Here is a 25,240-nt window from a genome sequence, read left to right on the forward strand (position 1 = left end):
ATGGGGCTAGAGCCCGGCCCGCGTGACCAGCTTCTCCACCAGATAGGCGCCGACCGCGTCGGCGCCGGCCTCGCTGCCCCAGCCGGACGCCTTCACGCCGCCGAAGGGCAGCTCCGGCAAAGCGAGACCATGATGGTTGACCGAGATCATGCCGGCCTCGATCGCCGCCTCGGCGGCCGTCGCCCGGGCGATCGAGCCGCTATAGACATAGGCGGCGAGACCAGCCTCGAGCCGGTTCGCCTCCGCGATCGCCTCCTCGGCGGTGTCGAAGGGGCGGAACAGCGCGATCGGGCCGAATGGTTCCTCGTTGAAAGCGCGCGCCTCGATCGGCACGTCGAGGAGCACGGTCGGCTCGAAGAACGAGCCGGCATTGCCGATCCGGCTGCCACCGAGCGCCAGTCGCGCACCCTTCGCCACCGCGTCGGCGACGAAGCCTTCGAGGGCTGCGATGCGGCGGGGATGCGCGAGCGGCCCCATGCCGACGCCCGCGTCGACGCCATTGCCGACGACGACGCCCTTGGCGGCTGCCACGAAGGCCTCGGTCAGGCGGTTGTAGATGCCGCGCTGGACCAGAAATCGCGTCGGCGACGCGCAGGTCTGCCCGGCATTGTAGAACTTGGCGCCGGCGAGCCGCGCGCCGACGAGGACGGGGTCGACATCATCAAAGACGATGACCGGCGCGTGGCCGCCGAGTTCCAGCGTCGAGCGTTTCAGATGTTGCCCTGCAAGCGCCGCGAGTTGCCGTCCGACGGCGGTCGATCCGGTGAAGGAGAGCTTGCGCACGGTCGGGTGAGGGATGAGGTAGGCCGAGATCTCGGCCGGCGTGCCGAAGACGAGGTTGATGACACCGGCCGGCAGGCCGGCATCCGCGAAGGCCTCGACCAGGGCGGCGACCGAGGCGGGCGTCTCCTCCGGGCCCTTCAGGACGATGGAGCATCCCGCGGCCACGGCGGCGGCGAGCTTCAGCACCGCCTGATGCACCGGAAAATTCCAGGGCGTGAAGGCGGCGACGACGCCGATCGGCTCCTTGACGGTCGATTGGGCGATCGCCGCGCCGCCGCGCGCCGGGATGGTGCGGCCATAGACGCGGCGTGCTTCGCCGGCGAACCAGCGCAGGATCTCGGCGGCGAAGGCTGCCTCGCCGATCGCCTCGGGGAGTGGCTTGCCCTGCTCGAGCGTGATCAGGCGGCCGATCGCCTCGGCTCGTTCGGCCAGCAGCGCCGCCGTGCGGTCGAGCACACCCGCGCGCTCGGGTGGGGAGGCGACGCGCCAGACGGCGAAGCCCGCCGACGCAGCCTCGACGGCCGCTTCGAGATCGGCGGCGCGGGCATGAGCGACGCGGCCGATCTCGGCATCATCGGCCGGGTTGTAGATCGGGAGGCTCTCGCCCGCCGCCGACGGCCGCCAGCTACCCCCGATGAAGAGCCTCGTTTCCGCCGGATAGGGAGCGCTGGAGGCAGGATCGGACAGGGACATCGTTATCTCCGCTGAGGCAATCGGTCGGTGGGCGACTGACGCCGACCGGCCGAGGGGACTTCAATTGTAGTACAACATACATTAAGCATGTCTACAGACATTGTCGACTTTTGCCGCTGAGGACGCCATGACCGCCACGCCCACTTATGATCACATCGTCATCGGCTCCGGCTCGGCGGGCAGCGCCGTGCTGCGGCGGCTGGTGGATGCGGGGCGGCGCGTGCTGCTGCTGGAGGCAGGCGGACCCGACGACGTCTCGGCGATCCATCGCGCCGACGGCATGCTGGAGCTGCGCGGTTCGAAGGTCGACTATGGCTACGTCACCGAGCCTCAGCGCGGGCTGAACGGCCGCAGGATCTTTTGGCCGCGCGGCAAGGTTCTCGGCGGATCGAGCGCGATAAACGGCATGATCTTCGTGCGCGGCCATGCGCGGGACTATGACGATTGGGCCTATAACGGCGCCGATGGCTGGGCCTGGGCGGATGTGCTGCCCTATTTCAAGCGGCTCGAAAACCACGAGGACGGCGAGAGCGAGTTGCGCGGTGGTTCAGGGCCGCTTCCGGTCCGCCGCAACGCGGATCCGCATCCGCTTTCCGTGGCGACGGTCGAGGCCGCCAGGGCGCTCGGCCTGCCGGGGAATGATGGCCACAACGGTGCTGACATCCTCGGCGTCGGCCTGCTCGAGATCAATGTCGTGAACGGCCGCCGCATCTCGGCCTGGCAGGCCTATGGCGCGCCCGTCATCGGCCGGCCGAACCTCGAAATCCGCACCGGAGCCCGGGTGCAGCGCATTCTCTTCGAGGGCACCCGGGCCGTCGGCGTCGAGTACCGCGATGGCGAGGGCGTGCACACTGTCCACGCGGACGGCGACATCGTGCTGTCGGCCGGCGCCATCGGCTCGCCGCAGATCCTGCTTCTGAGCGGCGTTGGCCCCGCCGACGAGCTTGCAGCGCTTGGCATCCGGCCGGTCATCGATCTGCCCGGCGTCGGCGCGAACCTGCACGACCATGCGATCAGTCAGGTGGCCTGGCGCTCGAAGCGGCCGCTGCCGCCGACGACCGCCAATCACCTGCAGGTCCAGATCTTCGCGGCGAGCCGGCCGGGCGCCGCCGTTCCCGACACGCAGCCCGTCACCGGCCTGTTCGCCTATCCGGTCGAGGGCTATTCCTTCCCGGCCGGCGAGAGCTTCGCCTGGTTCCCCGGACTCGTCCGGCCCTACAGCCGCGGCCGCCTCAGCCTGAAATCGGCCGATCCGCGCGAGGCGCCGCGCCTCGATCCCGCCTATCTCGACGACCCGGCGGATCTGGAGGCGCTGCTCTTCTCGCTGAAGATGTGCCGCGAGATCGGCGCGCGGCCGGAGCTCGGCGACTGGAACGCGGGCGAGATCGCGCCGGGACCGGGCCTCGTCAGCGACGAGGCGCTGCGGGACTATATCCGCCTCTCGCTCGACACCTATTTCCACCCGGTCGGCACCTGCAAGATGGGCGTCGATCGCCTCGCGGTGGTCGATCCGACGCTGCGCCTGCGCGGCGCGGAAAACCTTCGCGTCGCCGACGCCTCGATCTTCCCGGTGATCCCGACCGGCAACACGCATGCCCCGGCCGTCATGACCGGCGAACGGGCCGCCGACTTCGTGCTGCGGGCGGAGGGCTGAGGTTCTGGTGCCGTCGTGGCCGCGCGCGTTCGATCGCGGGGCTACACGGCGCGGGTTCCCGGCTAGCGGGCGTTCACGAATTCGCCTTGCCGGTAGCGCGGGAAATAGCCCTCGGCGGTCGGGGGCACGCCGCGGTTGAGGCGTTGGAACGCCTCCTCCATGAGGACGGCGCCGCAGATATAGGTTGGCAGCGTATAGGACGCCCATCCCGCCTTGAAGTGGGCCAGCCCGGCGTGTGCCTCGCCGGCGGGAACGCCGCCGAGCGTCAGACGCTGAGCAACCGGCCGGAAAAACTCGATCGCCGCCTGCATCAGCGGATAGGAGATCGCGCGCTCATAGCCGGCGTCCGAATAGGCGGACAAATGCGCGTAGACGTCGCCGCCGTCCCGAAAATACCAGTCCGCGCCGATGAGATCGTCCTTGAGCCAGGCGGAGACGATGGAAGTACCGGGGACTTCGATCTGGCGGGTGAAGATCTCCCGGGAGAATTTTCGCATGTCCGTGATGTTCTTTCGAGCAACCAGCCCTTCATACAGATCGGACCAGCGGCTTGCGAAGGACGAGCCGGGGGAGAAGATCTCGATCCGGTAGTCTCGCGGAGTGGATGAACGCAGCTTTCTGCGATGGTGGCGACCGATCCGATCCGCGGCCTGAACATCGAGATCGATGACATAGTGCTGGTGAAGCGGACGAACGACTTCGAATTGCTTGGCGAGACCGCGCTCGTCCACGGGCGCGAAAGGGTCCGTCACGATTGTCGCTGAGACAAAGGGTCCTTCCAGCTCACCGATGTCCTCGCGCAGCGTCCGCCAGTCTCGGCAAGCCAGCAGCGGGTAGGCGCTCGCTAGGTCCCTCAGACCGTGATCGATCGAACGGGAAATGAGATATCCGCCGGAGCGGTGAAGCGCGGCGATTTCCGGCTCGGCGGCCAGGGAACTGGCATAGGCGAGCGAACGATATCCCGCGCCTTGGTCCTGGGCCGAACTGGACATCAATTCGAAGCGTCCCTCGCTCTATGAATAGCTGTTGTCGATCGGATACAGGTAGGTGCGCGGGGCTCGCTTGTCGGAGCCGATGACGGACACCGTGAGTTCCATCATTGCGGAAGCGAACAACGGATCGACATAGGTCTTCACCTTCACGTGCAGCTCATCGCCAGCAGTCGCGAATATCTCCTCGATCGGCAGGTAGGATTGCTGCCAATGGGTAAGTTTGGAGTAGGGCGAGGTGTTGATGACAATGCCTGGAGCCAGTTCCAGGTTAAAGTAGCCGATGAAGCCATGGCAGGCGCCGTCAGCTTCGAAGCGGTGCACGAACTCGGTTTCAAAGAAAAATGCACTGGATTGATCTGTCTTGCAGTCGAACGATCTGAGTTTGTATTCGCCGAGCAAACTACTGGGTCGAGCCTCGACGATGATCCTGCGTGGCGCGGCGAGTTGGCGACTTTCGGCGACGGAGAAGTCGAAACCGTGAACGGGCTTCTTCCAGAAGCCAAAGCCTCTTTCCGTATAGAGTTGCGAGTTGTCAATCGGCGCGATGTATATCGATGCAGATCCCGGAAGCGCTATCCCGGATGGCTTGAGGTAACGATCTCTTACCTGGCAGAACGCATCGAAGTGCCGGTATTCGTCGATGAGGTACATGCCGGCCCATTCGCTGAAGATAAGATCGACGGGCTCGGGCGCTGCGAAATTGGTGGCGTCGCCCTTGATGAAGGTGATCCGATCGGAAAAGCCATTGTCCGATGCGATCTGCGCCGCGTCCTCGATCATGCTCGTCAGCTCGAGCGCGTAGACCTTGCGCGCGCCGGCTCGCGCCGCGAACAGCGACAGGATCCCGGATCCGGCTCCGACATCGATGGCAACCGTGCCCGGCTTGCATTGAGCGGCGATCGCCTGCCCGAACAGCCTTGTCCGGGTCTCGTCGGCCAGCATGCCGCGCTGGGAACGCCAGGACGAATAGGCCTCGGTGAATACTACCGGCTGAACATTCGGGCCGTCAAATTGCACCAGTTCGGATTGTATGGCCCATTCCAGCAAGCGACGCCCTTCCGAGGCGGAGCCGTGTTTCCTTGAGACAAAGCGCGCCACGAACTGCTCCTCCGTGGCGGAATTCGACAGCAGCGCTACCAGGCGGCCTGCATCCTGCGAAAGACAATAAACGCTCATTCTGGCATCCATCCTTGCGAGTATCGACAGATCAAAGAGAGGCCTATTCGCCTGGTGGCCATGAATTCTGGGGGATTTTCAAAAAGGGCGGTTCGACATAGAGACAAGAATTTTCGTTCCGGAAACGGGCGAAATCGGCGGTCAATCCTTCCAGATCCAACGCGGCGGCACGGTTGAGCTTTCGTCAGTCGGCGTTTTTCTCACGACGAACGTGCTTTCCCACAAGCCGTAATCCATGCGGATGCGGACATGCCGGCTCAAAAGCGTCTTGCACGCGGCCATGGCCTCGTCGAGCGGCCAGTGAAAGAGATCTTCCCGCTCCCAATCGACATGTTTCGCCATGGTGTTGAACACCAGCACGTTCGACACCGAAGGCCAGACCGCCGCGAGCGTGCTCCGTACGAACTCGACCATCTCAGGATAGCTGTTGCCGGGTCGGGCGGTGAAAACGCCGCACATGATGCAAGCGTCGAACGCCTCGGCTTCATAGGGCGCCTCGCGCACGTCGCGGAGATCAAAGCGCCGATCCGGCCATCGCGTTTGCGCAAGCTGAACGGTCGATGCAACGATATCCACCCCGGTATAGTCGACCCGTTCCAGCAATTGGTTGGCCTTGAGATAGTCGAGCAGAAGTCCCGGCCCGCAGCCGAAATCGAGCAGACGGAGAGGGCGCTCCGCAGTCGAGTTCGCAATTCCGGCCTCGGTGAGCTGGACGTGGAAGCGCCTGGCCAGATCGTCGGCGTTCGGCCAAAAGACACCTTTTGGCGTCGCGCCCCACTCCAGGAGGGACCCGACATAGTCTTCGGTCAGCTTGCGGACGTCTTCTCGCATCAAGGGTCTCCTCCCCGGTAGAGCGAGGGTGCGTTACGGACCGGCTGCTGTGATCATCGTCCCGGCCACTGCGCAATCAGGAAGAGCGCAACGAGGATCAAGGCGGGTATGCACAGGGCTATGATGGTGTGCCTTTCGCGCCTTCGCATGCGCTCCAAGCGATGGAATGCGAACTCGAACATGCGCCGCCATTCCTGCTCCTTTTGCAGGATCTCGGTGCGCAGATCGGCGGTTTCCTTTGATCGGGCTTCGAGGGCGCGATCGATGCTTTTCATCGGCTCGAATGCGAGCTCGACCATGCGCCGCCATTCCGCTTCCTTTCGCAGGAATTCGCTGCGCAGGTCGGCCCTTTCCTTCGAGCGGGCTTCGAGAGCGCTATGGATCGTCTCCATCGTCTCGCTTTTCTCGGCCGCCGCCGCCGTTGCCGCCGCGAGCAACGCTTCCACCTCGCGCACGCGGATGCCGGCTTCGTAGGCGCGGACGGTTGCGTCCTTCGCGGTCCATTCTGCCTGGCGGAGGCGTTCTTCCGGGTCGAGAGCGACAGGCGCGACGCTTGGGGCTGACTCCGAGACCTCGCGCAACCGTCCCATCATGTTGCGTCGGCTGCGCTGGAACGACTGCGGATAGTCGGCGCCAAGATGGTCTTCGAGGTCGTTCAAGAGTTCCAGGGACAGGAGGGATTGCTCGAGCAGCGGCCGGGCCGCCCAATTTGAGGAACCATGGATGCGATAGTGGGCCAGCGGCCCCGGGAGATAGTCGATGAACCCCGACCGTGCCGCGAGCAGGCAGAGCGGCCAATCGCCTGCCGGCATATCTCGGAGCCACGCCGGGATATCCTGCAGCGCGGCGGCGCGGATCATGCCCCCGATACCGACGAAGTTGCTCTGGATCAGGTCGTCGATCGTCGCCCGCTTGTCCGTTCCCTTGAGGATCCGGATCACTTCGCCGGTCTCGGTGACCCGTGCGACATCGTGGTAGGTGATGGCGCTATCGGGATGCGCCTCCATGAAGTCGAACTGAGACTGCAGCTTGTCGGGTGACACCCAGTAATCGTCGCCATCCAGCCAGGTCAGGTAACGGCCGCGCGCCAGCTGCAGGGCCCGCGTCACGACGTCATTGTTGCCGAGATTGACGTCGGATCGGATGACGCGGATCCTGTCCGGATAGCGGTCGACGAAGTCCTGAATGACATCCATCGTCGAGTCCGTCGACCTGTCCTCCGATACGATCACCTCATAGGGGAAGGTTGTTTTCTGCATCAGCACGCTGTCGAGCGCCTGGGCAATGTATCGCTCATGGTTGTAGGCAACGATGACGGCCGTAACGGCAGGGTCATTCGATGGTCGTGCGGTCGCATCCGCGCGCAGGAGAGCATCGGCACCGCAATCCGGGCTGTCGGCGAAAGGATCGGCTCGCTCGATTTCGACGGACACGCCGCCGGATTGCTCGTTCAATTTATCCTCCCCCTCTCGTCAAGAATGGATCGATCCCCCGGATGGTCCTCGATGCGCCCCACAGGGCTGCACCTCCAACAGCCTGGCCGCGCCCGTGCGGATATGGATCGCCGGCACGCGGCGGTGGCATCCAGGCGCATTTGGCTACGATGCTACGCAATGCAGTCTTTCCGGGTTCATCCGATGCAGGATGTCCCCGCTCTGACGGCAGATGAAGCGCAGCAGGTCGCAAACATCGGTGACATTGCGCTCCGGCATCGCCGTTCCAGTGGGAAGCTGCATCACCCGTTGCACGAGTGCGTCCGTGACAGGTAGCGATACGGGCGCCGCTGCGCCGGACCCGTAAGGTGCCATGCGGTGTATGCCAGGGTAGAAGTAGCGCCGCGCCAGCACTCCCTCCGCAATGAGCAAGTCGACGACGGTGTCGCGCGTCAGTCCAGTCCGCGCGGGATCAACCTCCGCAACTACATATTGGTAGTTCGAGCGGACCTCGTCGGGAAATTCATAGAGAGAGAGGCCATCGATGGCAGAAATCTCTCTTCTGTAGATACCGTAGTTGCGTCTGTTGACGTCGATGAAGGTATCCATGCTCTCAAGCGAGGTAAGTCCCATCGCCGCGGAGATCTCGGTCATCTTGCCGTTGGTGCCGGTGCTGGTGACGCTGTCGAGGCCCGCAAAGCCGAAATTGCGCATGCGCCGAAGTCGATCTGCCAGCGCGGGATCGCGTGTCGTGATGGCCCCGCCCTCGAAGGAGTTCAGAAACTTCGTGGCGTGGAAGCTGAATACCTCGGCATCGCCGAAGGCTCCGACCATGCCCTCGGCCGTGCCGCAGGCAAAGGCGTGAGCCGCGTCATAGATCAGCTTGAGGCCGCGGCGGTTGGCGAGGTCGGCGAGGCTCGGAATGTCGCAGCCGCGCCCCCAGGTGTGGACGCCGATGATGGCGCTGGTTCGCGGCGTGATCATCGCCTCGACGGATTTCGGATCGATCGTATGTGTCTTCGGGTCGACATCGCAGAAGACGGGCTGAACGCCGAGCCAGCTCAGGGCGTGCGCCGTGGCGACGAAGGTGAAGGCCGGGACGATCACCTCGCCCGTCAGCCCGAACGCCCGGATCACCAGTTCCAGTCCGATGGTCGCATTGCAGACGGCAATGCAATGCGGCGCTCCCGTCACGTCGCAGATCCGTCGCTCGAACTCGACGACGTTCGGTCCGTTGTTGGTCAGCCAGCGCCGATCGAACATTGCGTCAACACGCTCGAGGAAACGCAGGCGATCCCCCACATTCGGCCGGCCGACATGGAGCGCGTCTTGAAAGAGCGGTGTCCCGCCGAGCAAGGCGAGATCGTTCACGTCGTATTTGTTCATGCGTCCCTCCCTTTCCTCGTTCCGGCGGGGCGCGGACGCCCGGTTCGTCTACAGAACGAGGACAGGGACTGTCGTTCATGCTGTAGTCGTGAAGATATGTTTCGTGGCGCGGCGCGGCCCTCCGTCAGGCCACGGCCTGAAGGCCATAGCCGACGCTCTTCGGCGGCCTTGCCTCCGAGGCAAACGAGCCGGCGTCGTCGAAGCCCTTGGCGAAGGAAAGGCGAAACGCGTCGTGATACAGCCCATGCAGCCGGGCGATCTCCATCTCGGAAAGGTTCGCTCCCCGTCTGGAGGCGTTCCGGTCCGCGGTGAACGCGGTCCGGAAGATGCGCGCATAGTCCCGCCAGTACTTGTTCCAGATCGTGATCGTCTCTTTGACCCGAAGGTATTCGCTGATCATCGGGACCGGATGCAGCCGGTAGAAATGGCGGGCGGCCAAGCCCTGGCGGTAGGAGCGGTCGCAGAAGCCGTCGAAGGTGATCGCTCGTACCATGGTCGAGTGCGCTGCCGGCTCGTAGAAGACCTCGAGGCCGTGCCGATCGAGACGCCAGCCACATTCGATGTCTTCGTAGCCGAAGCGAAACTCCGGCGTGAACATCGCATGCTCGAGCAGGAAGGCGCGCTTGCAGGAGGAGCGGCCGCCCCAGAATTCGCGCCAACCGTAGGTATTGGACGACGAGAGACCCGAATAGCAGAAGAGGGAGCCGGCCTTGTTGACGACATAGTCCATCACCGGCGAGCTGGAGACCTCCGGCGCCAGGGAGGTGTAGCCCAGAACCGCCTGATTGGGATTGGGGTGCGACTGATGCGCAAGGAGATGGGTGCGCAGCGCGTCGGGATGCAAGACATCGTCATCATCGAGAAAGACGACGATCGGTGCGCTGGACGCGAAAATCCCAACGTTCTTGGCCGTAGCGATGCCGCAGTGCCGCAAGGTGAATACCTTGAGCGGCAGGTCCTGCCGATGACTGGCGAGGACCTCCAGCGTATTGTCCGTCGAGCCGTCATTGACGACGATAATCTCGAACTGGTCGCGCGGCAGCGTTTGCTTGGAGAGCGCATCGAGGACGAGCGGCAGGTAGTGGGCTCGATTGTAGGTCGGCAGGATCGCAGAGATTTCGAGGGCCATGGAGACTTCCTGCTGTTTACACGACGACGTCAAGCACTCGGAAGGCGTCTTCCGATGCGAGATGGCGATGATTGGTGAGCAGGATCTTGGATTGGCTGCGCGCGTGGTTGCCGTTGTAGGTCGTATTGGGCGGCCGTATCCGGTGAGCTGCTGGCGAGGCGTCGACGATTCCCATTTTCAAGCCGGCGTCCCTGATGACGACAGGCCAGATGTAATCGAGGCCCCAGGCCATTTCGGTTGTTTCGTCGAACGGGATCAGGAGCCTGGCCGCGTCGGCGCGGAGGCAGACCATGGGGCCAATCTCCACGAAGTTGGTCTGGCGAGCGATCGTGCCATCGCACTGAGCGGTGATCCGGTGATCGATGAAGCTGTCGCGGGTGCGCGCCGGTTGGAAGAGCGCGAAATCCGCCCGGATCGCGACGGCAATCAGGTCGTCGAGGAAGCCGGGCGCCAGTTCGACGTCGTCATCGGTGACGACGATCCAGTCGAAGTTCTGAAAATCACGGAGCATTCGGTTGATCAGGGTGAACCGCGCTGTCCGTCGCCGGACGACGGCGTCTCTCGCCGAGACAATCCGCGCGTTGGAATTCAGGGTTATGGCAGTCCAGCGCTGGACGACGTTGAGCGTTCTGGCGCCGGCGAAAACGGCGCGGATGTGCTCGTTGGTATTCTCGACGTCCGCCAGATAGACGCCGGCGGCGAGAACGTTCTGCTTGGCGCTGTTCATTGGAAGAGACTTTCGACTTTGGCGGAGAGCGCCTCGGTCGAGAAACGCTCTTCGATGAAACGACGCCCATTCGCTTGGGTGCTGCGCCAAAGCCCGTCATTCTCGAGCAGGGTGAGGATATGCGCGGCGAAACCTTCAGGCGTGTCGGACTGCAGAAAATGATCGTTGGAGTCGTCGAGCATGCCTTCGAAGGCGATGCTCGTGCCGACGACGGGGAGGCCGTTAGCCATCGCCTCTCCGACTTTGCCCTTGACCCCGGCTCCAAAGCGCAGGGGGGCGACGCAGATGCGAGCGTCGGCATAGAGCGGGCTCAGATCTTCGACGTAGCCCAGGACCGAGACGTTCGGATTTCGCGCGAGCTGTTTGACGGTGTCGTCGGGATTGCTGCCGGCAATGGTAAAATGAACGTCCGGTCGAACGATGAGGACGAGCGGCAATATCTCGTCGACGAACCACTTTACGGCGTCGCCATTGGGCGTATGCCAAAAGCCGCCGACGAACAGCAGTCCCTTCCGGCGCTCCGGTCCCTTGAGTGGCGTCTTGGGGATGACAAAGATGTTGGGCAGCGTCCGGACGTTGGCAAGCGGTGACAGCTTCAGCAGCTCGCGCTTTTCATCTTCCGTAACGGCGATCGTCACGTCGGCTTCGTTGGCGAGCCAGATCTCGAGCGCCTGCATCTCGTCGGCAGCCGTCTCCAGTCTGGGATCGTCTTTCAGCTTTGCTTCGCGTCGCAGGCGCAGCGCATGAAAATCGACCATGTCGTACAGAATGATCGTCTCGGGCCGCTTTTCCCGGATGATCGGAAGAAAGGTTTCCGCGACATTGGGGAAGGACAGGAAGGCATCGGAAAGCCGAGGCTCCGCCTCATCCAGCAGGCGCTCGAGCTGAGCCGGGCCATAGAGTATCTGGGTCACTCCAGCGTTGTGGAGCGCCGTTTCGTAGCGATGCCGCCCCAGCTTGGTGGCGAGGTCGCCGGGGAGCGCGCTCTTCTCGAAAAGCGAGCAGAAGATGATCGGGCGATTTTTCCGCGCGGTGAGCTCGATGAGCGTCTTGAGGCGAAGCGCGCCGCTGCTCTGGTCAAACATCGGCGGCATGTCCGAGCAGATCAGGATCGCAGCCTCATCGGACGGCGTAGCCCGGGACGAGACGTTCGTGAGCTTGAACGTTTCGCGAGGCGAAAAGTCGTATTTGTAAATAAACTTATGGAATGCCGGGCGGGGGCGACCATCCTCCAGGAGGACGATCTTCCGGGCCCACGCGCGGGGCGTGCGGTCGTTGAAGAGGAGTTTGCGCACCCAGCCGCGCGGTTTGCCGTTCTCGTGAAAGGCGAACGGCACGAAGGGGGGGCGGACGGCGCGGCCGATGGTCCGGGGCAGATGGGCAATCCTGTAGCTGAGGGCCCGCTCGCGGCGCGCGATCTTCGCCCGCAGCTGGGCGATTTCCTGATAGCGGGCATCGATCTCTGACCGCATGGATTCGTTCGCGGCGACCAGGGACGCCTGTTGGTCGCGCAGCGCCTGAAGCTCGCCATGCGGAATGAATTTGTGCTCGAAGCCCGCCGCATGGGGCATGTCGCGCTCTATGGCGCGGAGGATGAATTCCGTCGCTGCGATGAAGGGAGCGGCAGCCAGGATCGCGGTGAGCGGTGGCTTGCGGAGGTGCTTTGCCGTGACGTTGACGTAGATGTCTCGACCCTCGTCGACGTTGCGGGCAAAGGCGGCTCCGACGCCGACGCTCGCGGCGAAGTCCCGCCATTGAAACGGCAGGTCGATGTTGCCGTTGTCATAGAAGGCGAAGGGGATGTCGTAGGCGCAGGCGATCATGGCGGCGCCGAGGGAGCCGGCGAGAACGAAGGAGGCGCCGGCGATTTCGTCGATGCGCTCGATCAGCTTGGCGAAGCTAGGCTCGACGGTCGGACGCACGACAAGATCGACCCCCGATGCGTCGATCAGCTCGGCATCGGTTGACGTATCCAGGAGATGGGGCACGCAGATCGTCTTGCCAGCCGTCGAAGCGCGCGCGTTGACGGTGTGGACGAGCGGCAGCAGGAGGGTCGGATCCCCGAGCGGCGCCGATTTCGGCAGGCCGAGGCTGTCACGGGTGAGCGGGCCGCGCGCGCCAAGGAAGGTCGAGCATCTGAGGCGCTCGGAATCGAGAGGGGCATCGTCCCGCTTGCCGCAACCCCAGAAGGCGACTTCGGAGGGGCGGCCGGGGTTTGCGCCGTCCTTCGCGTCAAATGGGAAGGAGTCGATGAGGCCGCCGACCAGCCAATGCCTGTGAGCAAGACCTCTATCTGAGGTTGCAAGCGACGCCGGCAGGTAGGTGCCGAGATAGTCGCCGATATCCTGGACGCGCTGACCATCCGGTTTCCATCCTAGGCGCGCCCGAATGACCTTCTCGATAGGCGTGTCGATGTCGGGGAATGACGCCGGCAGATCAAGATCGTCGACGGCGTGAAGGGCGCTTGGGCCAAGCGGGATTGCGGGTTTGGTCATCGGAATTTTGCCTGGCAGAGGCCCGCTCCGGGCGCATGACGAATCGTGCGTAAGGTCCAAAAGTCCATGAGAGCCTCGATGCCGCCGTCTTCCGTATATTAGAGAAGCACAAATGCTATGTTTGTAAATCCACGATACCAAAAAAAGCTTACGAAAGGGAAGCTTCCGACTTTTGGTGCGGCCTTCACGATATATAAGAGTCGTTCTCATATTAATCGTTATATAGCTCGCCTTATAAAAGCGATCTTGATTTGGTGCGATCTATGGATGTCGATAAAACGACCGAAACCTTGTTGCGTTGATTCGATTGTTAAAATTTTGGATAATTATTATATTTATAATATCATCAGGGTCATTGTGTAATTTTGTTGGCTGTCAATAGGCGAAGCCCTGGAGGTAATGGCTCAAACGGCGCCGCGGGGCGGGTGCGGCGGCTTCTGCGCGCGGAATGAGTCCATCAGGCAGAATGCCGGTCTCCCTGCCGCGGCGTCGCGGTCCAGGCGGATCCAAATGGCAGCTTGCGGCAGGTGCTATGCCGCAGGCGATCTGCCATGGTTAGGGGCGCGGCTGCCTCAGTCGGGGCGCGATGTCAGGCGGTTCTCGTCATCGCGGCGGAAGGGTGGCTCGGCGACTTCTGTGGCATCCCTAGGCTGAATCTAGAGTGTTTGGCGCATCACAGGTTGTAGGCCGATCCCGGGACATTGTGACCTCGATCGGCGAGGTCGGATCGCGGCGGTTCCGCTTGCCCGGTTCGTGTTTTCGCGAGAATTGGGGCGAGAACAGGGAGGCTATCCGGGCCGGGCCGCTCGCCGAGCGTGTCGGTGTCGTGATTGTATCCGCCAATATATGCGGATCGAAGCCGCCAGCGATGAACCGTCAGGACTGGCTTCAGCTTCAGAGGCTGGCACGGCTGACGATGCGACGTCATTGCCGATGCGACGTCAATTTATCGGCCTGATTGACTGGCCGCCTTGGACTTGAGGTCTCGGGAGACGGTGTCCCGGTCCGCCGCCTGCACAGCGGGACGGTCAGCCATCGGCACCGAAACCAAATTCCGGGTCGCCACGCAAACTTGGAACATCCTCTCTCACTATATTCGATGAACTCTGTAGAATTTATCCATGTTAGCGAAGCAGATATGGCGAATTTTCGGATTGTCAGGAAACTTGGCCGACCCTTCGAGCGCAGGGGTGCAGGTGAACCAAAGCGCTGCGACGCGTCGCGAGGCGGTTGACCTCGACCGGGCGGCGTTTGACGCAGACGACCTTGGCCGTTGTTTCCGCTCGAGATCGTCTTCAGGCGGATCATCGTGGCGGACGGTCCTCTCGCCGAGGCTAACATCTTCGAAGGTTCTCATGCCGGTCTCCCTGGACATTTCCTCGACCTGTTCGCTCCGGCGCCTTGCAAGGGCCGATGTGTGATCCCTCCGCCGGCACCTGCCGCCGCCCCGTAGAGGCGTTTGCCCTCATCTCGCCTTGATGCTTTCCGGCGTCCTCAGTCCCCTGTTTCAGTAAGAAGGCCCCGTCATGTCCAGGAAGCAGATGAAGCTTGGCGTCTTTCTGATGTCGCCCGGTCATCACATAGCGGCATGGCGCCAGAAGGACGCGCAGGCGGATCTCGGAGCCAATTTCAAGGCCTACGCGCAGATCGCGCAGCAGGCGGAAGCGGCCAAGTTCGATATGGTGTTTCTGGACGATGTCGTCGCGGTCAAGGATACCAGCGCCGAGACCGGCACGCGCGTAGCGCGGTCGGCCTATTTCGAGCCGGTGACCCTTCTGTCCGGACTTGCCGCCGTGACCAAGACGATCGGCCTGACCGGCACGGCCTCGACGACCTACAACGATCCCTATGGCCTGGCCCGGCGTTTCGCCTCGCTCGACCTGATCAGCGACGGCCGGGCGGCCTGGAACCTGGTCACGTCCAATACCGAGGCCGAGGCGCAGAACTTTGGCGCGGCCAACCACCCGAAGCATGGCGATCGCTACGAGCGGGCCGAGGAATTCGTCGATGTCGTGCTGGGCCTCTGGAACAGCTATGCGGACGACGCCTTCGTTCATGACAAACAGTCCGGCGTCTACTTCGACCACGACAAGCTGAATGTGCTGGGGCACAGCGGCCGGCATTTTTCCGTCCGGGGTCCCCTCAACGTGGCGCGTTCCCGGCAGGGGCATCCTGTGGTCGTCCAGGCCGGCGCCTCGGATCCGGGCAAGGAGCTCGCCGCCCGCACGGCGGAGATCGTCTTCACGGCGCAGCAGACCCTGGCGGACGCGCAGGCCTTTTACGCCGATCTCAAGGGGCGGATGGCGAAGTACGGCCGCAGCGAAGACCAGCTCAAGGTCATGCCCGGGATCTTCCCGGTCGTCGGCCGGACGCGCGCCGAGGCGCAGGAGAAGTTCGAGGAACTGCAGGAGCTGATCCACCCGGCCGTGGGGGTGAGCCTGCTGTCCTACATGATCGGCGATTTCGATCTCTCGCAGTACCCGCTCGATGGCCCGGTGCCGGAACTGCCGGAAGCGAATGGCGGCAAGAGCCGGCAGCACCTGCTGTTCGACCTGGCGCGGAAGGACAATCTGACGATCAACCAGCTGGCCAAGCGGATCGCCGGCGCGCGCGGGCATTGGCAGGTCGTCGGTACGGCCAGCGACGTCGCGGATCTGCTCGAGGACCGCTTCCTGAACGGCGGCGCCGACGGTTTCAACATCATGCCGGCGACGCTGCCGGCAGGCTTGACGGACTTCAACGAGCTGGTGCTTCCAGAACTGCGTCGGCGCGGGCTGTTCCGGACCGAATATGAGGGCGCGACGCTGCGCGAGAATCTGGGGCTGGATTTCCCGAAATGGCAGCGGAAGCCGGCCTCGGTAGCTGCGGAGTGATCCGCCGGGCCGAGCGACAAGCACCGTTCGAGGCCATCGCCTCCCTGATTTCTGAGGACGAACCATGACTTTGCAAGACACGCAGAAATCGATCCTGATCGGGGACGGCGAGCGTTCGGCGCCTGCGAATGTCGACGTCCTGCGCGCGACAGCCGCTGTGTCTGGCCGTTTCCTGTCGCGATATGGCGTGTTGCTTGGCTTCCTTCTGCTTTGGCAGGTCGCAAGCCGATACGGCTGGGTCAATCCCTCCGTCCTGCCGACGGTTGACGCCGTTCTGGTCGCGCTTTGGAAGGGGCTCAGCAGCGGAGCCCTGCTCAAGGATATCGCGATCAGCCTGCAGCGATCCGGCATTGCCTTCTTCGCGGCGGTCGTTGTGGCGATCCCGCTCGGCCTGTTCATGGGGCAGATCCGCGCCGTCGACCACGCGCTGGATCCGATCCTACAGCTCTTCCGCCAGACTTCCGCGCTCGCGCTCTATCCGGTCTTCATCCTGCTGCTCGGGCTTGGCGAGGCTTCGAAGGTCTTCGTGATCTTCTGGGCCACCCTGTTTCCGCTGCTGCTCAACACGATCAGCGGCGTGAAGGAAGTCGATCCGAAGCTGATCGAGATGGCCCGCGTCTATGGCGCTTCGCAGCTCACCGTGTTCCGGCGTGTCGTCATGCCGGCGGCGATTCCGCCGATCTTTGTCGGCCTGCGGCTCGCGGCGACGACGGCGCTGCTGCTTTTGATCGCCTCCGAGATGATCGGCGCGAACAGTGGCGTCGGCTTCCAGGTCATGAACGCGCAGTACAATTTCCAGATCCCGCTGATGTTCGCGGCGATCGTCCTGCTCGCTCTGTTCGGCCTGATCGCAAACTACGCATTGGTCCTGCTCGAGAGACGTTTATGTCGCTGGAGCGACGTTCGTATTTGACAATCGAAATCAAGTATTTTTCTTCAACCACGTGAGAATAGAATGACGTTATCCTTTGTTCGTACCCTAGCTCTCGGAGCCCTTGTATCCGTCGGCATCGCGGCGGTGGGCCAGCCCTATGCGCAGGCCGCCGAGACCGTCACCTTCCGCTATCTCGCCAATCGCGGCGGCTTCACGCCGCATGAGCTGGCGGCCGAACTCGGTTATTTCGACGGCACCGGCGTCGAGGTGAAGGAGCTCGGCTATACGGGCGGCGGGCCAGAGACCCTGTTCGGCGTGGCGTCGGGAAGCATCGACGTCGCCAATGCCGCGGTGCCCGCTGTCCTCAACGCCATCGCGGGCGGCAACGATCTGGTCGCCATCTACCCGCCGAACGGCATCGATGACGTCTCCAAGAGCACGTTTTACGTGCTGGACGACAGCCCGATCAAATCGGTCGCCGACCTCGCCGGCAAGACGATCGCGGTGAATACGCTCGGCGCGCATCTGGACTACGTCGTTCGCGAGGCCCTGAACAGGGCGGGCCAGCCGCAGAACGCGGCCCAGCTCCTGGTCGTTCCGGGTCCCCAGCTCGAGCAGACACTCCGTTCCAAGCAGGTCGACGTCGTGGCGGTCGGCCACTGGCAGGCCACCTTCGACGGCAAGCTGGTCCAGAATGGCGGCGTGCGCCCGATCTTCACCGATACCGAGATCCTCGGCCCGATCGCCGGCGGCTTCATCGCGCTGAAGCGCGACTTCGTCGAGGCCCATCCGGAAGCCGTTCGCGTCTTCGCGGAGCAGTCCGGCCGTGCGGTCGACTGGGCGAAGGCGCATCCCCAGGAGGCCAAGGAGAAGCTCGCCGCCGTGCTGAAGCGCCGGGGCGAAAACGAGGAGCTCGCGCAGTATTGGCGCGGCTTCGGCGTGCCGCCGGGCGCCGCCGCGACCAACCATGACATCGATTTCTGGGTCGGCGTTCTGGAGCGGGAAGGCACGCTGCCGGCGGGCAAGTACAAGGCGGAGAACATTCTCTACCATCGCGACAGCGGGCAGTAAGCGTGCGCTCGTTCGCCTCTGCCGGGCTGCGTCGATGACGACTGCCACCAGCGCGAAGTCGAAAGGTCAGGTCACGGTTCGTGGCCTGACCAAGACTTTCACCATCAACCAGCGGTCCCTGACGGTGTTGAGGGGGCTCGATCTCGATATCCGGCCCGGCGAGATCCTGGCCGTGGTCGGGGCGAGCGGCTCCGGCAAGACCACGCTCCTGCGGGTGCTGGCGGGGCTGGAGACCGCTGACAGCGGCGACGTCCGGATCGACGGGCAGCCAATCACCGGCGTCGGCAAGGAGCGCGCGGTCATCTTCCAGGAGCCGAGGCTTCTGCCGTGGCTGACCGTGCTGGAGAACGTGGCCTTCGGCCTGGAAGTGCGCGGCGAACCGCGCAAGAAGGCGGAGGCGCAGGCGGCCCGCTATGTCTCCCTCGTTGGCCTGAGCGATTTCGTCGACGCCTATCCGAAGCAATTGTCGGGCGGCATGGCGCAGCGCGTCGGCATTGCCCGGGCGTTGACGGTGCAGCCGGAAATCCTGCTGCTCGACGAGCCGCTCGGCGCGCTGGACGCCATGACCAAGATTACCATGCAGGAAGAGCTCACGCGCATCTGGAGCGAGGAGAAGGTCACCATGGTCGTCGTCACGCACGACCTGGAAGAGGCCGTCTATCTCGGCGACCGGGTGCTGGTCCTGCCCAAGGAAAAGGGGCATGCGATCCGTCTGATTGATATCGATCTGCCGCGCCCGCGGGACCGCAGCGAACCCAAATTCGTGAGGCATCGCGAGGAACTGTTGCGCGAGTTTGGCCTGCACTGAGGCGGAAGAGCAGGGGATGACGGCGGCGAGGCTTTCTCGCCGCTTTTTTGTTTTCCGATTGCCCGTGGGGAAGTCCACGACCCTTGCATCCGCTGGGGATCGTCGATGCACGATTGAATGGGTCGCATCCTGCCTCTATCGCATCTAGCGCTCACCTGCCGGCAGGCGCGAGGGCATCTGGCGCGCTCCATTCTCATGCCGTGATGACACTTAGGTGATGAATAAAGTTTCCGCTTGTGTCGCGGCTTGCGGAGTCATAACTTAGGTCCATGCCTAAGTGTCCTGCATCCATCGATGTCCTGCTCAATGCCCTTTCGGAGCCTGCGAGGCGCGCGATCGTCGAGCGGCTCGCGCTTGGTCCTGCATCCGTCAGCACCCTGGCGTCGGTGACGCCGATGTCGCTGCCGTCCGTGATGCAGCACCTGGGGGTTCTCGAAGAGGCGATGCTGATCCGGTCGGAAAAGATCGGCCGGGTCAGGACGGTCTCGCTCAAGCCCGATGCTCTCAAGGAGCTGGAGAATTGGGCGGCCGCGCAGCGGACGGTATGGGAGCGCAAGCTGGACCACTTGGGTGACTATCTCGAAGAAATGGACGTGTCTGAGGAGAAAACACGATGACCGATACGACCGTTACTCATGGATCTTTCACGTTGGAGCGGGTCTACAACGCGCCCGTCTCGCGCGTTTACAAGGCCTATACGGACGCCGAGGCCCGCCATCGCTGGCTGATCCGGGCCGACGACTGGACCGTGCATGAATATCGGCCTGCGCCAAGGCCCGAGGTGGGCGCGACCGAGTTCAGCAAGTTCAGCCCGCCGGGCGCGAGAGTTGTTCTCACCAACGAAACGGTTTTTCTCGACGTGCAGGAGAACGACCGCGTCATCGTCGCCTACGCCATGACGCTGGAAGGCGCGCCGCTGTCGTCGTCGCTGCTGACGACCGAGTTTCGCACCGAACCCGACGGCAAGACCCGCATCATCCTCACGGAGCAGGGCGCCTATCTCGACGGCAACGTGAAGGGGCGCGAGGCAGGCACGAGGATCATGCTGGAGCGCTTCGCCAAGGAGGTCGAGCCGACGGCCGTCGGCTAGCGATCTCGAAATCAGGCCGCCGGTGCGCGCCGCGCCCGGCGGCCGTTTCAGGCGCGGCTGACGACGAGCTTCAACGAGCCTTCGAAGAAGGGTTGATGGCGCAGGGGACCGTAGCGGCGATCCCACGTGCCGTCTGCCAGATCGCGGCCGAGATGCTCGGCGAAGCGCTCGCCGACGGACGGGTTCAGGAAGCTCCAGGCCGAATTGGCCAGGCGGGCGCCCGGCTCCAAGAGGCGCTCCGGACGGCCGTAATAGGCCTCGCTGAAGCCGTCGGTGCAGCCGAGCGGAATGGCGAGCGGGAGGATGTCGGCCCCGCCCAGCGCCACCGCGATGTCGCGTGTGGCGGGATAGCGGCTCGCTTCGACCGCGATCGCCTCCGGCGCGTAGTCATTCAGCCAGAAGCGATCGAGCTCGTCCGGGGCGCAGCTGAGGATGAGCACCGGCCCACGCGTCACGCGCCGCATCTCGGCGAGGCCGGCGCCGAGGTTCGACCACTGGTGCACCGTGAACGTCGCCATGCTGGCGTCGAAGCTGTTATCGGCGAATGGCAGATGCTCCGCCACCGCGTCGATCGCCTCGGAGAGATGGGCGGGGCGCTGGGCGCGCATCGACGCGGAAGGCTCCACCGCCGTGACGTCGCGATCCGTCGGCTCGTAGGAGCCGGCTCCCGCTCCGACATTCAGCACGCTGCGGGCGTCGCCGAGCTGGTCCAGGATCGCTCGGGCGATATGCGGATCGGGCTGGCGATAGCGCGTGTAGCCGCCGCCGCCGATGACGCCATAGTCGGCATCGCCGGCGCTGCCGTCGCCTTTGCGCAGAATAGACATGTGCCCCCTCCGGTCCGCGTTGCGAGCGTGTCATGGAACCGATTTGTTGCAGCGGTATGACGCCCCTATAAGGCCGCCTTGAACTCTCCAGACCCTGCGGACCCATGATTCGTCTCGATAACATCAGCAAGCAGAACGGCCACCAGATCCTGTTCATCGACGCCTCGATGGGGCTGCAGAAGGGCGAGAAGGTCGGCCTGGTCGGTCCGAACGGCGCCGGCAAGACCACGCTCTTCCGGATGATCACGGGCGAGGAGAAGCCGGATGACGGCCAGGTGTCGATCGATCCGGGCGTGACCATCGGCTATTTCAGCCAGGATGTCGGCGAAATGTCGGGCCGCAGCGCCGTATCTGCCGTGATGGATGGCGCCGGCCCGGTCAGCGAGCTGGCCGCCGAGATGGCCGAGCTCGAGGCCGCCATGGCCGATCCCGACCGGATGGACGAGATGGACGCCATCGTCGCGCGCTATGGCGACATCCAGGGCCGCTTCGAGGAGCTGGACGGCTACGCGCTGGAAGGACGCGCGCGGGAAGTGCTCGCGGGCCTGAGCTTCAGCGAGGAGCGGATGGACGGCGACGTCGGCGGGCTGTCGGGCGGCTGGAAGATGCGCGTGGCGCTCGCGCGCATCCTGCTGATGCGCCCGGACGGCATGCTGCTCGACGAGCCCAGCAACCATCTCGATCTCGAAAGCCTGATCTGGCTCGAGGATTTCCTGAAATCCTATGACGGCGTGCTGTTGATGACCTCGCACGACCGCGAATTCATGAACCGCATCGTCGGCAAGGTGGTCGAGATCGACGGCGGTTCGCTTACCACCTATTCCGGCAATTATGATTTCTACGAGCAGCAGCGCGCGTTGGGCGAGAAGCAGCGCCAGGCGCAGTTCGAGCGCCAGCAGGCGATGCTCGCCAAGGAGATCAAGTTCATCGAGCGCTTCAAGGCGCGCGCCTCGCATGCCTCGCAGGTGCAGAGCCGGGTGAAGAAGCTGGAGAAGATCGACCGGGTCGAGCCGCCGCGCCGCCGCCAGTCGGTGCAATTCGAGTTCCGCCAGGCGCCGCGCTCCGGCGACGACGTCGTCAGCCTCAAGAACGTCCACAAGGGTTTTGGTAGCCAGTCGATTTATGAGGGGCTGAACTTCCAGGTCCAGCGCAAGGAGCGCTGGTGCATCCTCGGCGTCAACGGCGCGGGAAAATCCACCCTGCTGAAGATGGTGGCCGGTTCGACGGAGCCGGACCAGGGCATCGTGGCGCTCGGCGGCAGCGTCAAGATGGGCTATTTCGCGCAGCACTCGATGGAGTTGCTCGACGGCGACGAGACGGTTTTCGAGTCGCTCGAGGGTTCGTTCCCGCAGGCCGGGCAGGGCTCGTTGCGCGCGCTCGCGGGCTGCTTCGGCTTTTCCGGCGACGATGTCGACAAGCGCTGCCGCGTGCTGTCGGGCGGCGAGAAGGCGCGTCTGGTGATGGCCAAGATGCTGTTCGACCCGCCGAATTTCCTCGTCCTCGACGAGCCGACCAACCATCTCGACATGGCGACGAAGGAGATGTTGATCGCCGCGCTCTCGGATTTCGAGGGAACGATGATCTTCGTCTCGCACGATCGCCACTTCCTGGCGGCGCTCTCCAACCGCGTGCTGGAACTGACGCCGGACGGCATCCGCCAGTATGGCGGCGGCTATACGGAATATGTCGCCAGCACCGGCAGCGAGGCGCCCGGCCTGCACCCGGCCGGGTAGGGCGGCGCCGGCGGCTGCGCGCCCGTTAGGATCCGGGTTTCCAGCCGAGCGCCGGGCCGACATTCGTCGCCAGTTGCTCGAGAATGTGCCGGTAGTCGGCCTGGTTGAAGACGAAGGGCAGTTCGAAGACGAATTCGTCGGTTTCCTGGAAACTGACGTCCTGCTCGAGCTGGCGCACGATGTCCTCCGTCGAGCCGAACGCGTCGCGGGCCACGATGCGGCGGTTCTCGTCCGGCGCCAGCGTTCTCGGGGTGCGCTTGGCCACATAGGCGGCGAATTTCTCGGCCTGCTCGGCGCTTGCGCCATCGGTCGGCACGACGACGCGGCCCTGGCTGACCACCGCCGCGTCGCCGAGCGGGTGGCGCGCGCGAAAGAGCTGGATCTGGTTCCGTTGGGCTTCGGCAAAGTCGCTCGTCGTCTCGAAGGTGCTGATGTTGCTGACGAGCAGCTTCAGCCCCGCTTCGCCGGCCCAGCCGGCCGAGCGCAGGCTGCCGGCACCGTACCAGGTCCGATCCGCCAGCCCCGCGCTGTGCGGCTCGACCCGATCGGAGAAGACCTCGAACTCTTGCGTCGCGGTGTTCCGGATCGGCTCGCCGCGCGCCAGCCGCAGGAACGCTGCGATGCGCTCGTAGCTGAAATCGTCCTCGCGCCAGGAGGGGCCGAAGATGCGGTCGTTGAACGCGTCCTTGGCCGGCGGGCTGACGCTGAGGCCTGCCTGAAGACGCCCGCCGCTGAGCAGATCCGCCGTCGCCAGATCCTCCGCGAGGCGGAACGGGTTCTCGTAGCCGACCGGGATGACGGCGGTGCCGAGCTGGATGCGCTTTGTCCTCTGGCTCGCCGCGGCCAGAAAGACGGCCGGAGACGACACGCCATATTGCAGGTGGCGCGTCCGGATCCAGCCGCCGTCCAGGCCGAGTTCTTCGGCATATTCGAAGAGCTGGAGGGCCTCCTCCAGGCCTGTTCCGGGATCGTTCCGGTCAAACGGGACGATGTGAAGGAAGCCGAGCTTCTTCAGCGGTCTCTTCTTGCTCATGCCGTGTCCTTCGACATTTCAGGTGTAGTCGCGCGCGGCGCGATTGCTTTGCGGAACGCGTGCAGGTCGATCTGCTTGTGCCCGCCGATGAACAGGCCGTCGCGCGCGAAATCGCGCGTGAAGCCGAGCTTGAAATAGAGGTTGTGCGCCTTCACCATTTCCGGCGCGCTCTTCATGAAGACGGCGCCGAACCCCCGTTCGCCGGCGATCTCGATCAGATGCGCGACGAGCGCCTGTCCGATGCCCCGCTTGCGCGCCTCGGGCGCGATGGCGAGCAGCCGGAAATCCAGCTCGTCGGGACGCGCGTCCGCCATCAAAGGAGCGCCCCCGACCTTGCGGGTCGTTACCGATCCGGTGAGCGCGCCGCTTTCTTTGTCGACGGCCACGAGGACTTCGAATTCGGCCGAGCGCGAGGCGCTTCGATAGAACGACTGCTCCTCAACGGCCTTCTCGCGCGGGCCGTAGTCGAACGCATAGGCCGCCTCGATCAGGCGGTCGACCGCTTTGAATTCGTCGGGCCGCACCGGGCGGATCGTAGGGCTCATGCGGGCACGTATTTGTCGGCGATATGGCCGAGATCGTTGGCCCGGAGCCAGTCGGCATTGTACTCGCGCGAGAGATAGTCCCGGCCGCTGTCGGCGGAAAACGAGACGATGAGCGCTTCGTCCCGCGCCTGCTCGGCGAGTTCGAGCGCGATCTTCAGGCTGAGGATCGAGGAAATCCCGAGGAAGAGCCCTTCCGTCCGCGCGACGTGCCAGCCGAAATCGATCACGTCCGGGGTCGGCAGGTGGCGGATCTCGTCGATGACGTCGAGATCGATATTGGGCGGGAAGTTCCGCTCCAGCGCCTCGTGGCCCGGCGCGCGGTTGAAGACCGGCAGGAGATTGGTGGCTTCGGCGAGCTTGGTGAAGTTGGTCGCGATCACCCGGATGTCCGGGTTCTGCCCTTTCAGATAGGAGCCCGTGCCGCTCACGGTTCCACCGGTGGCGATGGCCGCCACGAAATGCGTGATCCTGCCCTCCGTCTGATGCCAGATTTCCGGCCCGGTCGAATGGACATGGGATTGCGGATTGTAGGGGGTCGCGCCCTGACGCGCCCACCAGCTGTTCGGATCCTCGTTGACGTAGCGCTCGGCCACGACGGCCCAATTGTCGGGGTGGTCGGCGGCGACGTCGGCCTTTCCGGGCAGGATCTCCGCGCCGAGCAGCTTCAGGTAGTTGGCCTTTTCGGGCGAGAGGTGGGTATCGGCGACCACGGTCACCGGATGACCAGCGACGAGGCCGGCGAGGGCGTAGCCGATCGCCGTATTGCCGGCGCCGAAGTCGACGATCCGGTTGCCGGGCTTCAGCTCGCCCGAGGCGCGCGCCTCGCGCACGATGTTGATGCCGATGCGATCCTTCGACGAGCCGCCGATGTTGAACTGGTCCAGCTTCACATAGACCCGCCCCTTCGCCTCGGGCGACAGAAGGCGGTTTACCCGCACCAGAGGCGTGTTGCCGACGAGGTCGAAGAGCGTCTCACGGGTGGGCGCCGCCGTGACATCGGGAAACCCGGCGGGCAGGCCATCCGCGGCGGAAGCGGGCAGGGGCAGGGGAAAGGAGGGGCGTGGAAAGGGGGAGCGCGACATGGAGG

At 64.2% G+C, this 25,240-nt stretch carries 21 protein-coding genes; 8 read left to right on the forward strand and 13 right to left on the reverse strand.

Features of this window, described 5'->3' with window-relative positions; translation table 11 throughout:
- Positions 1-6: 6 nt before the first annotated feature.
- Positions 7-1,476, reverse strand: a complete 1,470-nt coding sequence (locus tag AC6HZP_RS06445; protein ID WP_497525871.1) for an NAD-dependent succinate-semialdehyde dehydrogenase — start codon at positions 1,474-1,476, stop codon at positions 7-9.
- A gap of 127 nt (positions 1,477-1,603) precedes the next feature.
- On the opposite strand from AC6HZP_RS06445, the gene AC6HZP_RS06450 reads away from it, so the two are divergent.
- Positions 1,604-3,130, forward strand: coding sequence for a GMC family oxidoreductase (locus tag AC6HZP_RS06450; protein WP_497525872.1), 1,527 nt, complete (start codon positions 1,604-1,606; stop codon positions 3,128-3,130).
- Between the two features lie 62 nt (positions 3,131-3,192).
- On the opposite strand, the gene AC6HZP_RS06455 is transcribed toward AC6HZP_RS06450, so the two are convergent.
- From AC6HZP_RS06455 to AC6HZP_RS06490, 8 genes are all read right to left on the reverse strand, one after another.
- Positions 3,193-4,122: a hypothetical protein gene (locus AC6HZP_RS06455; protein WP_497525873.1), complete on the reverse strand. Its 930-nt coding sequence runs from the start codon at positions 4,120-4,122 to the stop codon at positions 3,193-3,195.
- Positions 4,123-4,143: 21 nt separating this feature from the next.
- A complete protein-coding gene (locus AC6HZP_RS06460; RefSeq protein WP_497525874.1) occupies positions 4,144-5,298 on the reverse strand; it encodes a methyltransferase domain-containing protein in 1,155 nt (384 codons plus the stop codon).
- Positions 5,299-5,439: 141 nt separating this feature from the next.
- Complete coding sequence (locus AC6HZP_RS06465; RefSeq protein ID WP_497525875.1) at positions 5,440-6,129, reverse strand: class I SAM-dependent methyltransferase; 690 nt, start codon at positions 6,127-6,129, stop codon at positions 5,440-5,442.
- A 53-nt stretch (positions 6,130-6,182) separates the two neighbouring features.
- Complete coding sequence (locus AC6HZP_RS06470; protein ID WP_497525876.1) at positions 6,183-7,583, reverse strand: glycosyltransferase; 1,401 nt, start codon at positions 7,581-7,583, stop codon at positions 6,183-6,185.
- Positions 7,584-7,727: 144 nt separating this feature from the next.
- Positions 7,728-8,948 carry a DegT/DnrJ/EryC1/StrS family aminotransferase gene (locus AC6HZP_RS06475; RefSeq protein WP_497525877.1) on the reverse strand — a complete coding sequence of 407 codons (1,221 nt, stop codon included), beginning with the start codon at positions 8,946-8,948 and terminating at the stop codon, positions 7,728-7,730.
- 124 nt (positions 8,949-9,072) lie between these two features.
- On the reverse strand, positions 9,073-10,077 hold the full coding sequence (locus AC6HZP_RS06480) for a glycosyltransferase family 2 protein (protein WP_497525878.1): 1,005 nt from the start codon (positions 10,075-10,077) through the stop codon (positions 9,073-9,075).
- Positions 10,078-10,093: 16 nt separating this feature from the next.
- A complete protein-coding gene (locus AC6HZP_RS06485) occupies positions 10,094-10,804 on the reverse strand; it encodes a hypothetical protein (protein WP_497525879.1) in 711 nt (236 codons plus the stop codon).
- Complete coding sequence (locus tag AC6HZP_RS06490) at positions 10,801-13,299, reverse strand: glycosyltransferase (RefSeq protein ID WP_497525880.1); 2,499 nt, start codon at positions 13,297-13,299, stop codon at positions 10,801-10,803. The genes AC6HZP_RS06485 and AC6HZP_RS06490 overlap by 4 nt, the downstream gene beginning before the upstream one ends.
- Before the next feature lie 1,526 nt (positions 13,300-14,825).
- Between AC6HZP_RS06490 and AC6HZP_RS06495 the strand changes: the two genes are divergently transcribed.
- From AC6HZP_RS06495 to AC6HZP_RS06520, 6 genes are all read left to right on the forward strand, one after another.
- Positions 14,826-16,172 (forward strand): LLM class flavin-dependent oxidoreductase, encoded by a 1,347-nt coding sequence (locus AC6HZP_RS06495; RefSeq protein WP_497525881.1) that lies wholly within the window; start codon positions 14,826-14,828, stop codon positions 16,170-16,172.
- A 64-nt stretch (positions 16,173-16,236) separates the two neighbouring features.
- The gene (locus AC6HZP_RS06500; protein WP_497525882.1) at positions 16,237-17,085 is read left to right on the forward strand and encodes an ABC transporter permease; all 849 of its coding nucleotides are present in this window, start codon (positions 16,237-16,239) and stop codon (positions 17,083-17,085) included.
- A gap of 42 nt (positions 17,086-17,127) precedes the next feature.
- Positions 17,128-18,117, forward strand: coding sequence for an ABC transporter substrate-binding protein (locus tag AC6HZP_RS06505; RefSeq protein WP_497525883.1), 990 nt, complete (start codon positions 17,128-17,130; stop codon positions 18,115-18,117).
- Positions 18,118-18,151: 34 nt separating this feature from the next.
- On the forward strand, positions 18,152-18,925 hold the full coding sequence (locus tag AC6HZP_RS06510) for an ABC transporter ATP-binding protein (RefSeq protein WP_497525884.1): 774 nt from the start codon (positions 18,152-18,154) through the stop codon (positions 18,923-18,925).
- Between the two features lie 269 nt (positions 18,926-19,194).
- Positions 19,195-19,542, forward strand: coding sequence for an ArsR/SmtB family transcription factor (locus AC6HZP_RS06515; protein ID WP_497525885.1), 348 nt, complete (start codon positions 19,195-19,197; stop codon positions 19,540-19,542).
- Positions 19,539-20,015, forward strand: a complete 477-nt coding sequence (locus tag AC6HZP_RS06520) for an SRPBCC domain-containing protein (protein WP_497525886.1) — start codon at positions 19,539-19,541, stop codon at positions 20,013-20,015. Before AC6HZP_RS06515 ends, AC6HZP_RS06520 begins: the two co-directional genes overlap by 4 nt.
- Positions 20,016-20,062: 47 nt before the next feature.
- On the opposite strand, the gene AC6HZP_RS06525 is transcribed toward AC6HZP_RS06520, so the two are convergent.
- Positions 20,063-20,842 carry a class I SAM-dependent methyltransferase gene (locus tag AC6HZP_RS06525; protein ID WP_497525887.1) on the reverse strand — a complete coding sequence of 260 codons (780 nt, stop codon included), beginning with the start codon at positions 20,840-20,842 and terminating at the stop codon, positions 20,063-20,065.
- Positions 20,843-20,946: 104 nt separating this feature from the next.
- Here AC6HZP_RS06525 and AC6HZP_RS06530 point away from each other — a divergent pair, with 104 nt between their 5' ends.
- The gene (locus AC6HZP_RS06530; protein WP_497525888.1) at positions 20,947-22,575 is read left to right on the forward strand and encodes an ABC-F family ATP-binding cassette domain-containing protein; all 1,629 of its coding nucleotides are present in this window, start codon (positions 20,947-20,949) and stop codon (positions 22,573-22,575) included.
- Positions 22,576-22,600: 25 nt separating this feature from the next.
- Here the strand turns inward: AC6HZP_RS06530 and AC6HZP_RS06535 are convergent, their stop codons facing one another.
- The 3 genes from AC6HZP_RS06535 to AC6HZP_RS06545 are packed head-to-tail and all read right to left on the reverse strand — an operon-like array spanning position 22,601 to position 25,235.
- On the reverse strand, positions 22,601-23,608 hold the full coding sequence (locus tag AC6HZP_RS06535; protein WP_497525889.1) for an LLM class flavin-dependent oxidoreductase: 1,008 nt from the start codon (positions 23,606-23,608) through the stop codon (positions 22,601-22,603).
- On the reverse strand, positions 23,605-24,153 hold the full coding sequence (locus AC6HZP_RS06540) for a GNAT family N-acetyltransferase (protein WP_497525890.1): 549 nt from the start codon (positions 24,151-24,153) through the stop codon (positions 23,605-23,607). Before AC6HZP_RS06540 ends, AC6HZP_RS06535 begins: the two co-directional genes overlap by 4 nt.
- Positions 24,150-25,235, reverse strand: a complete 1,086-nt coding sequence (locus AC6HZP_RS06545) for a PLP-dependent cysteine synthase family protein (RefSeq protein WP_497525891.1) — start codon at positions 25,233-25,235, stop codon at positions 24,150-24,152. Before AC6HZP_RS06545 ends, AC6HZP_RS06540 begins: the two co-directional genes overlap by 4 nt.
- Positions 25,236-25,240: the final 5 nt, after the last annotated feature.

It is taken from the genome of Kaistia sp. SLG-1 (genome assembly GCF_059699055.1).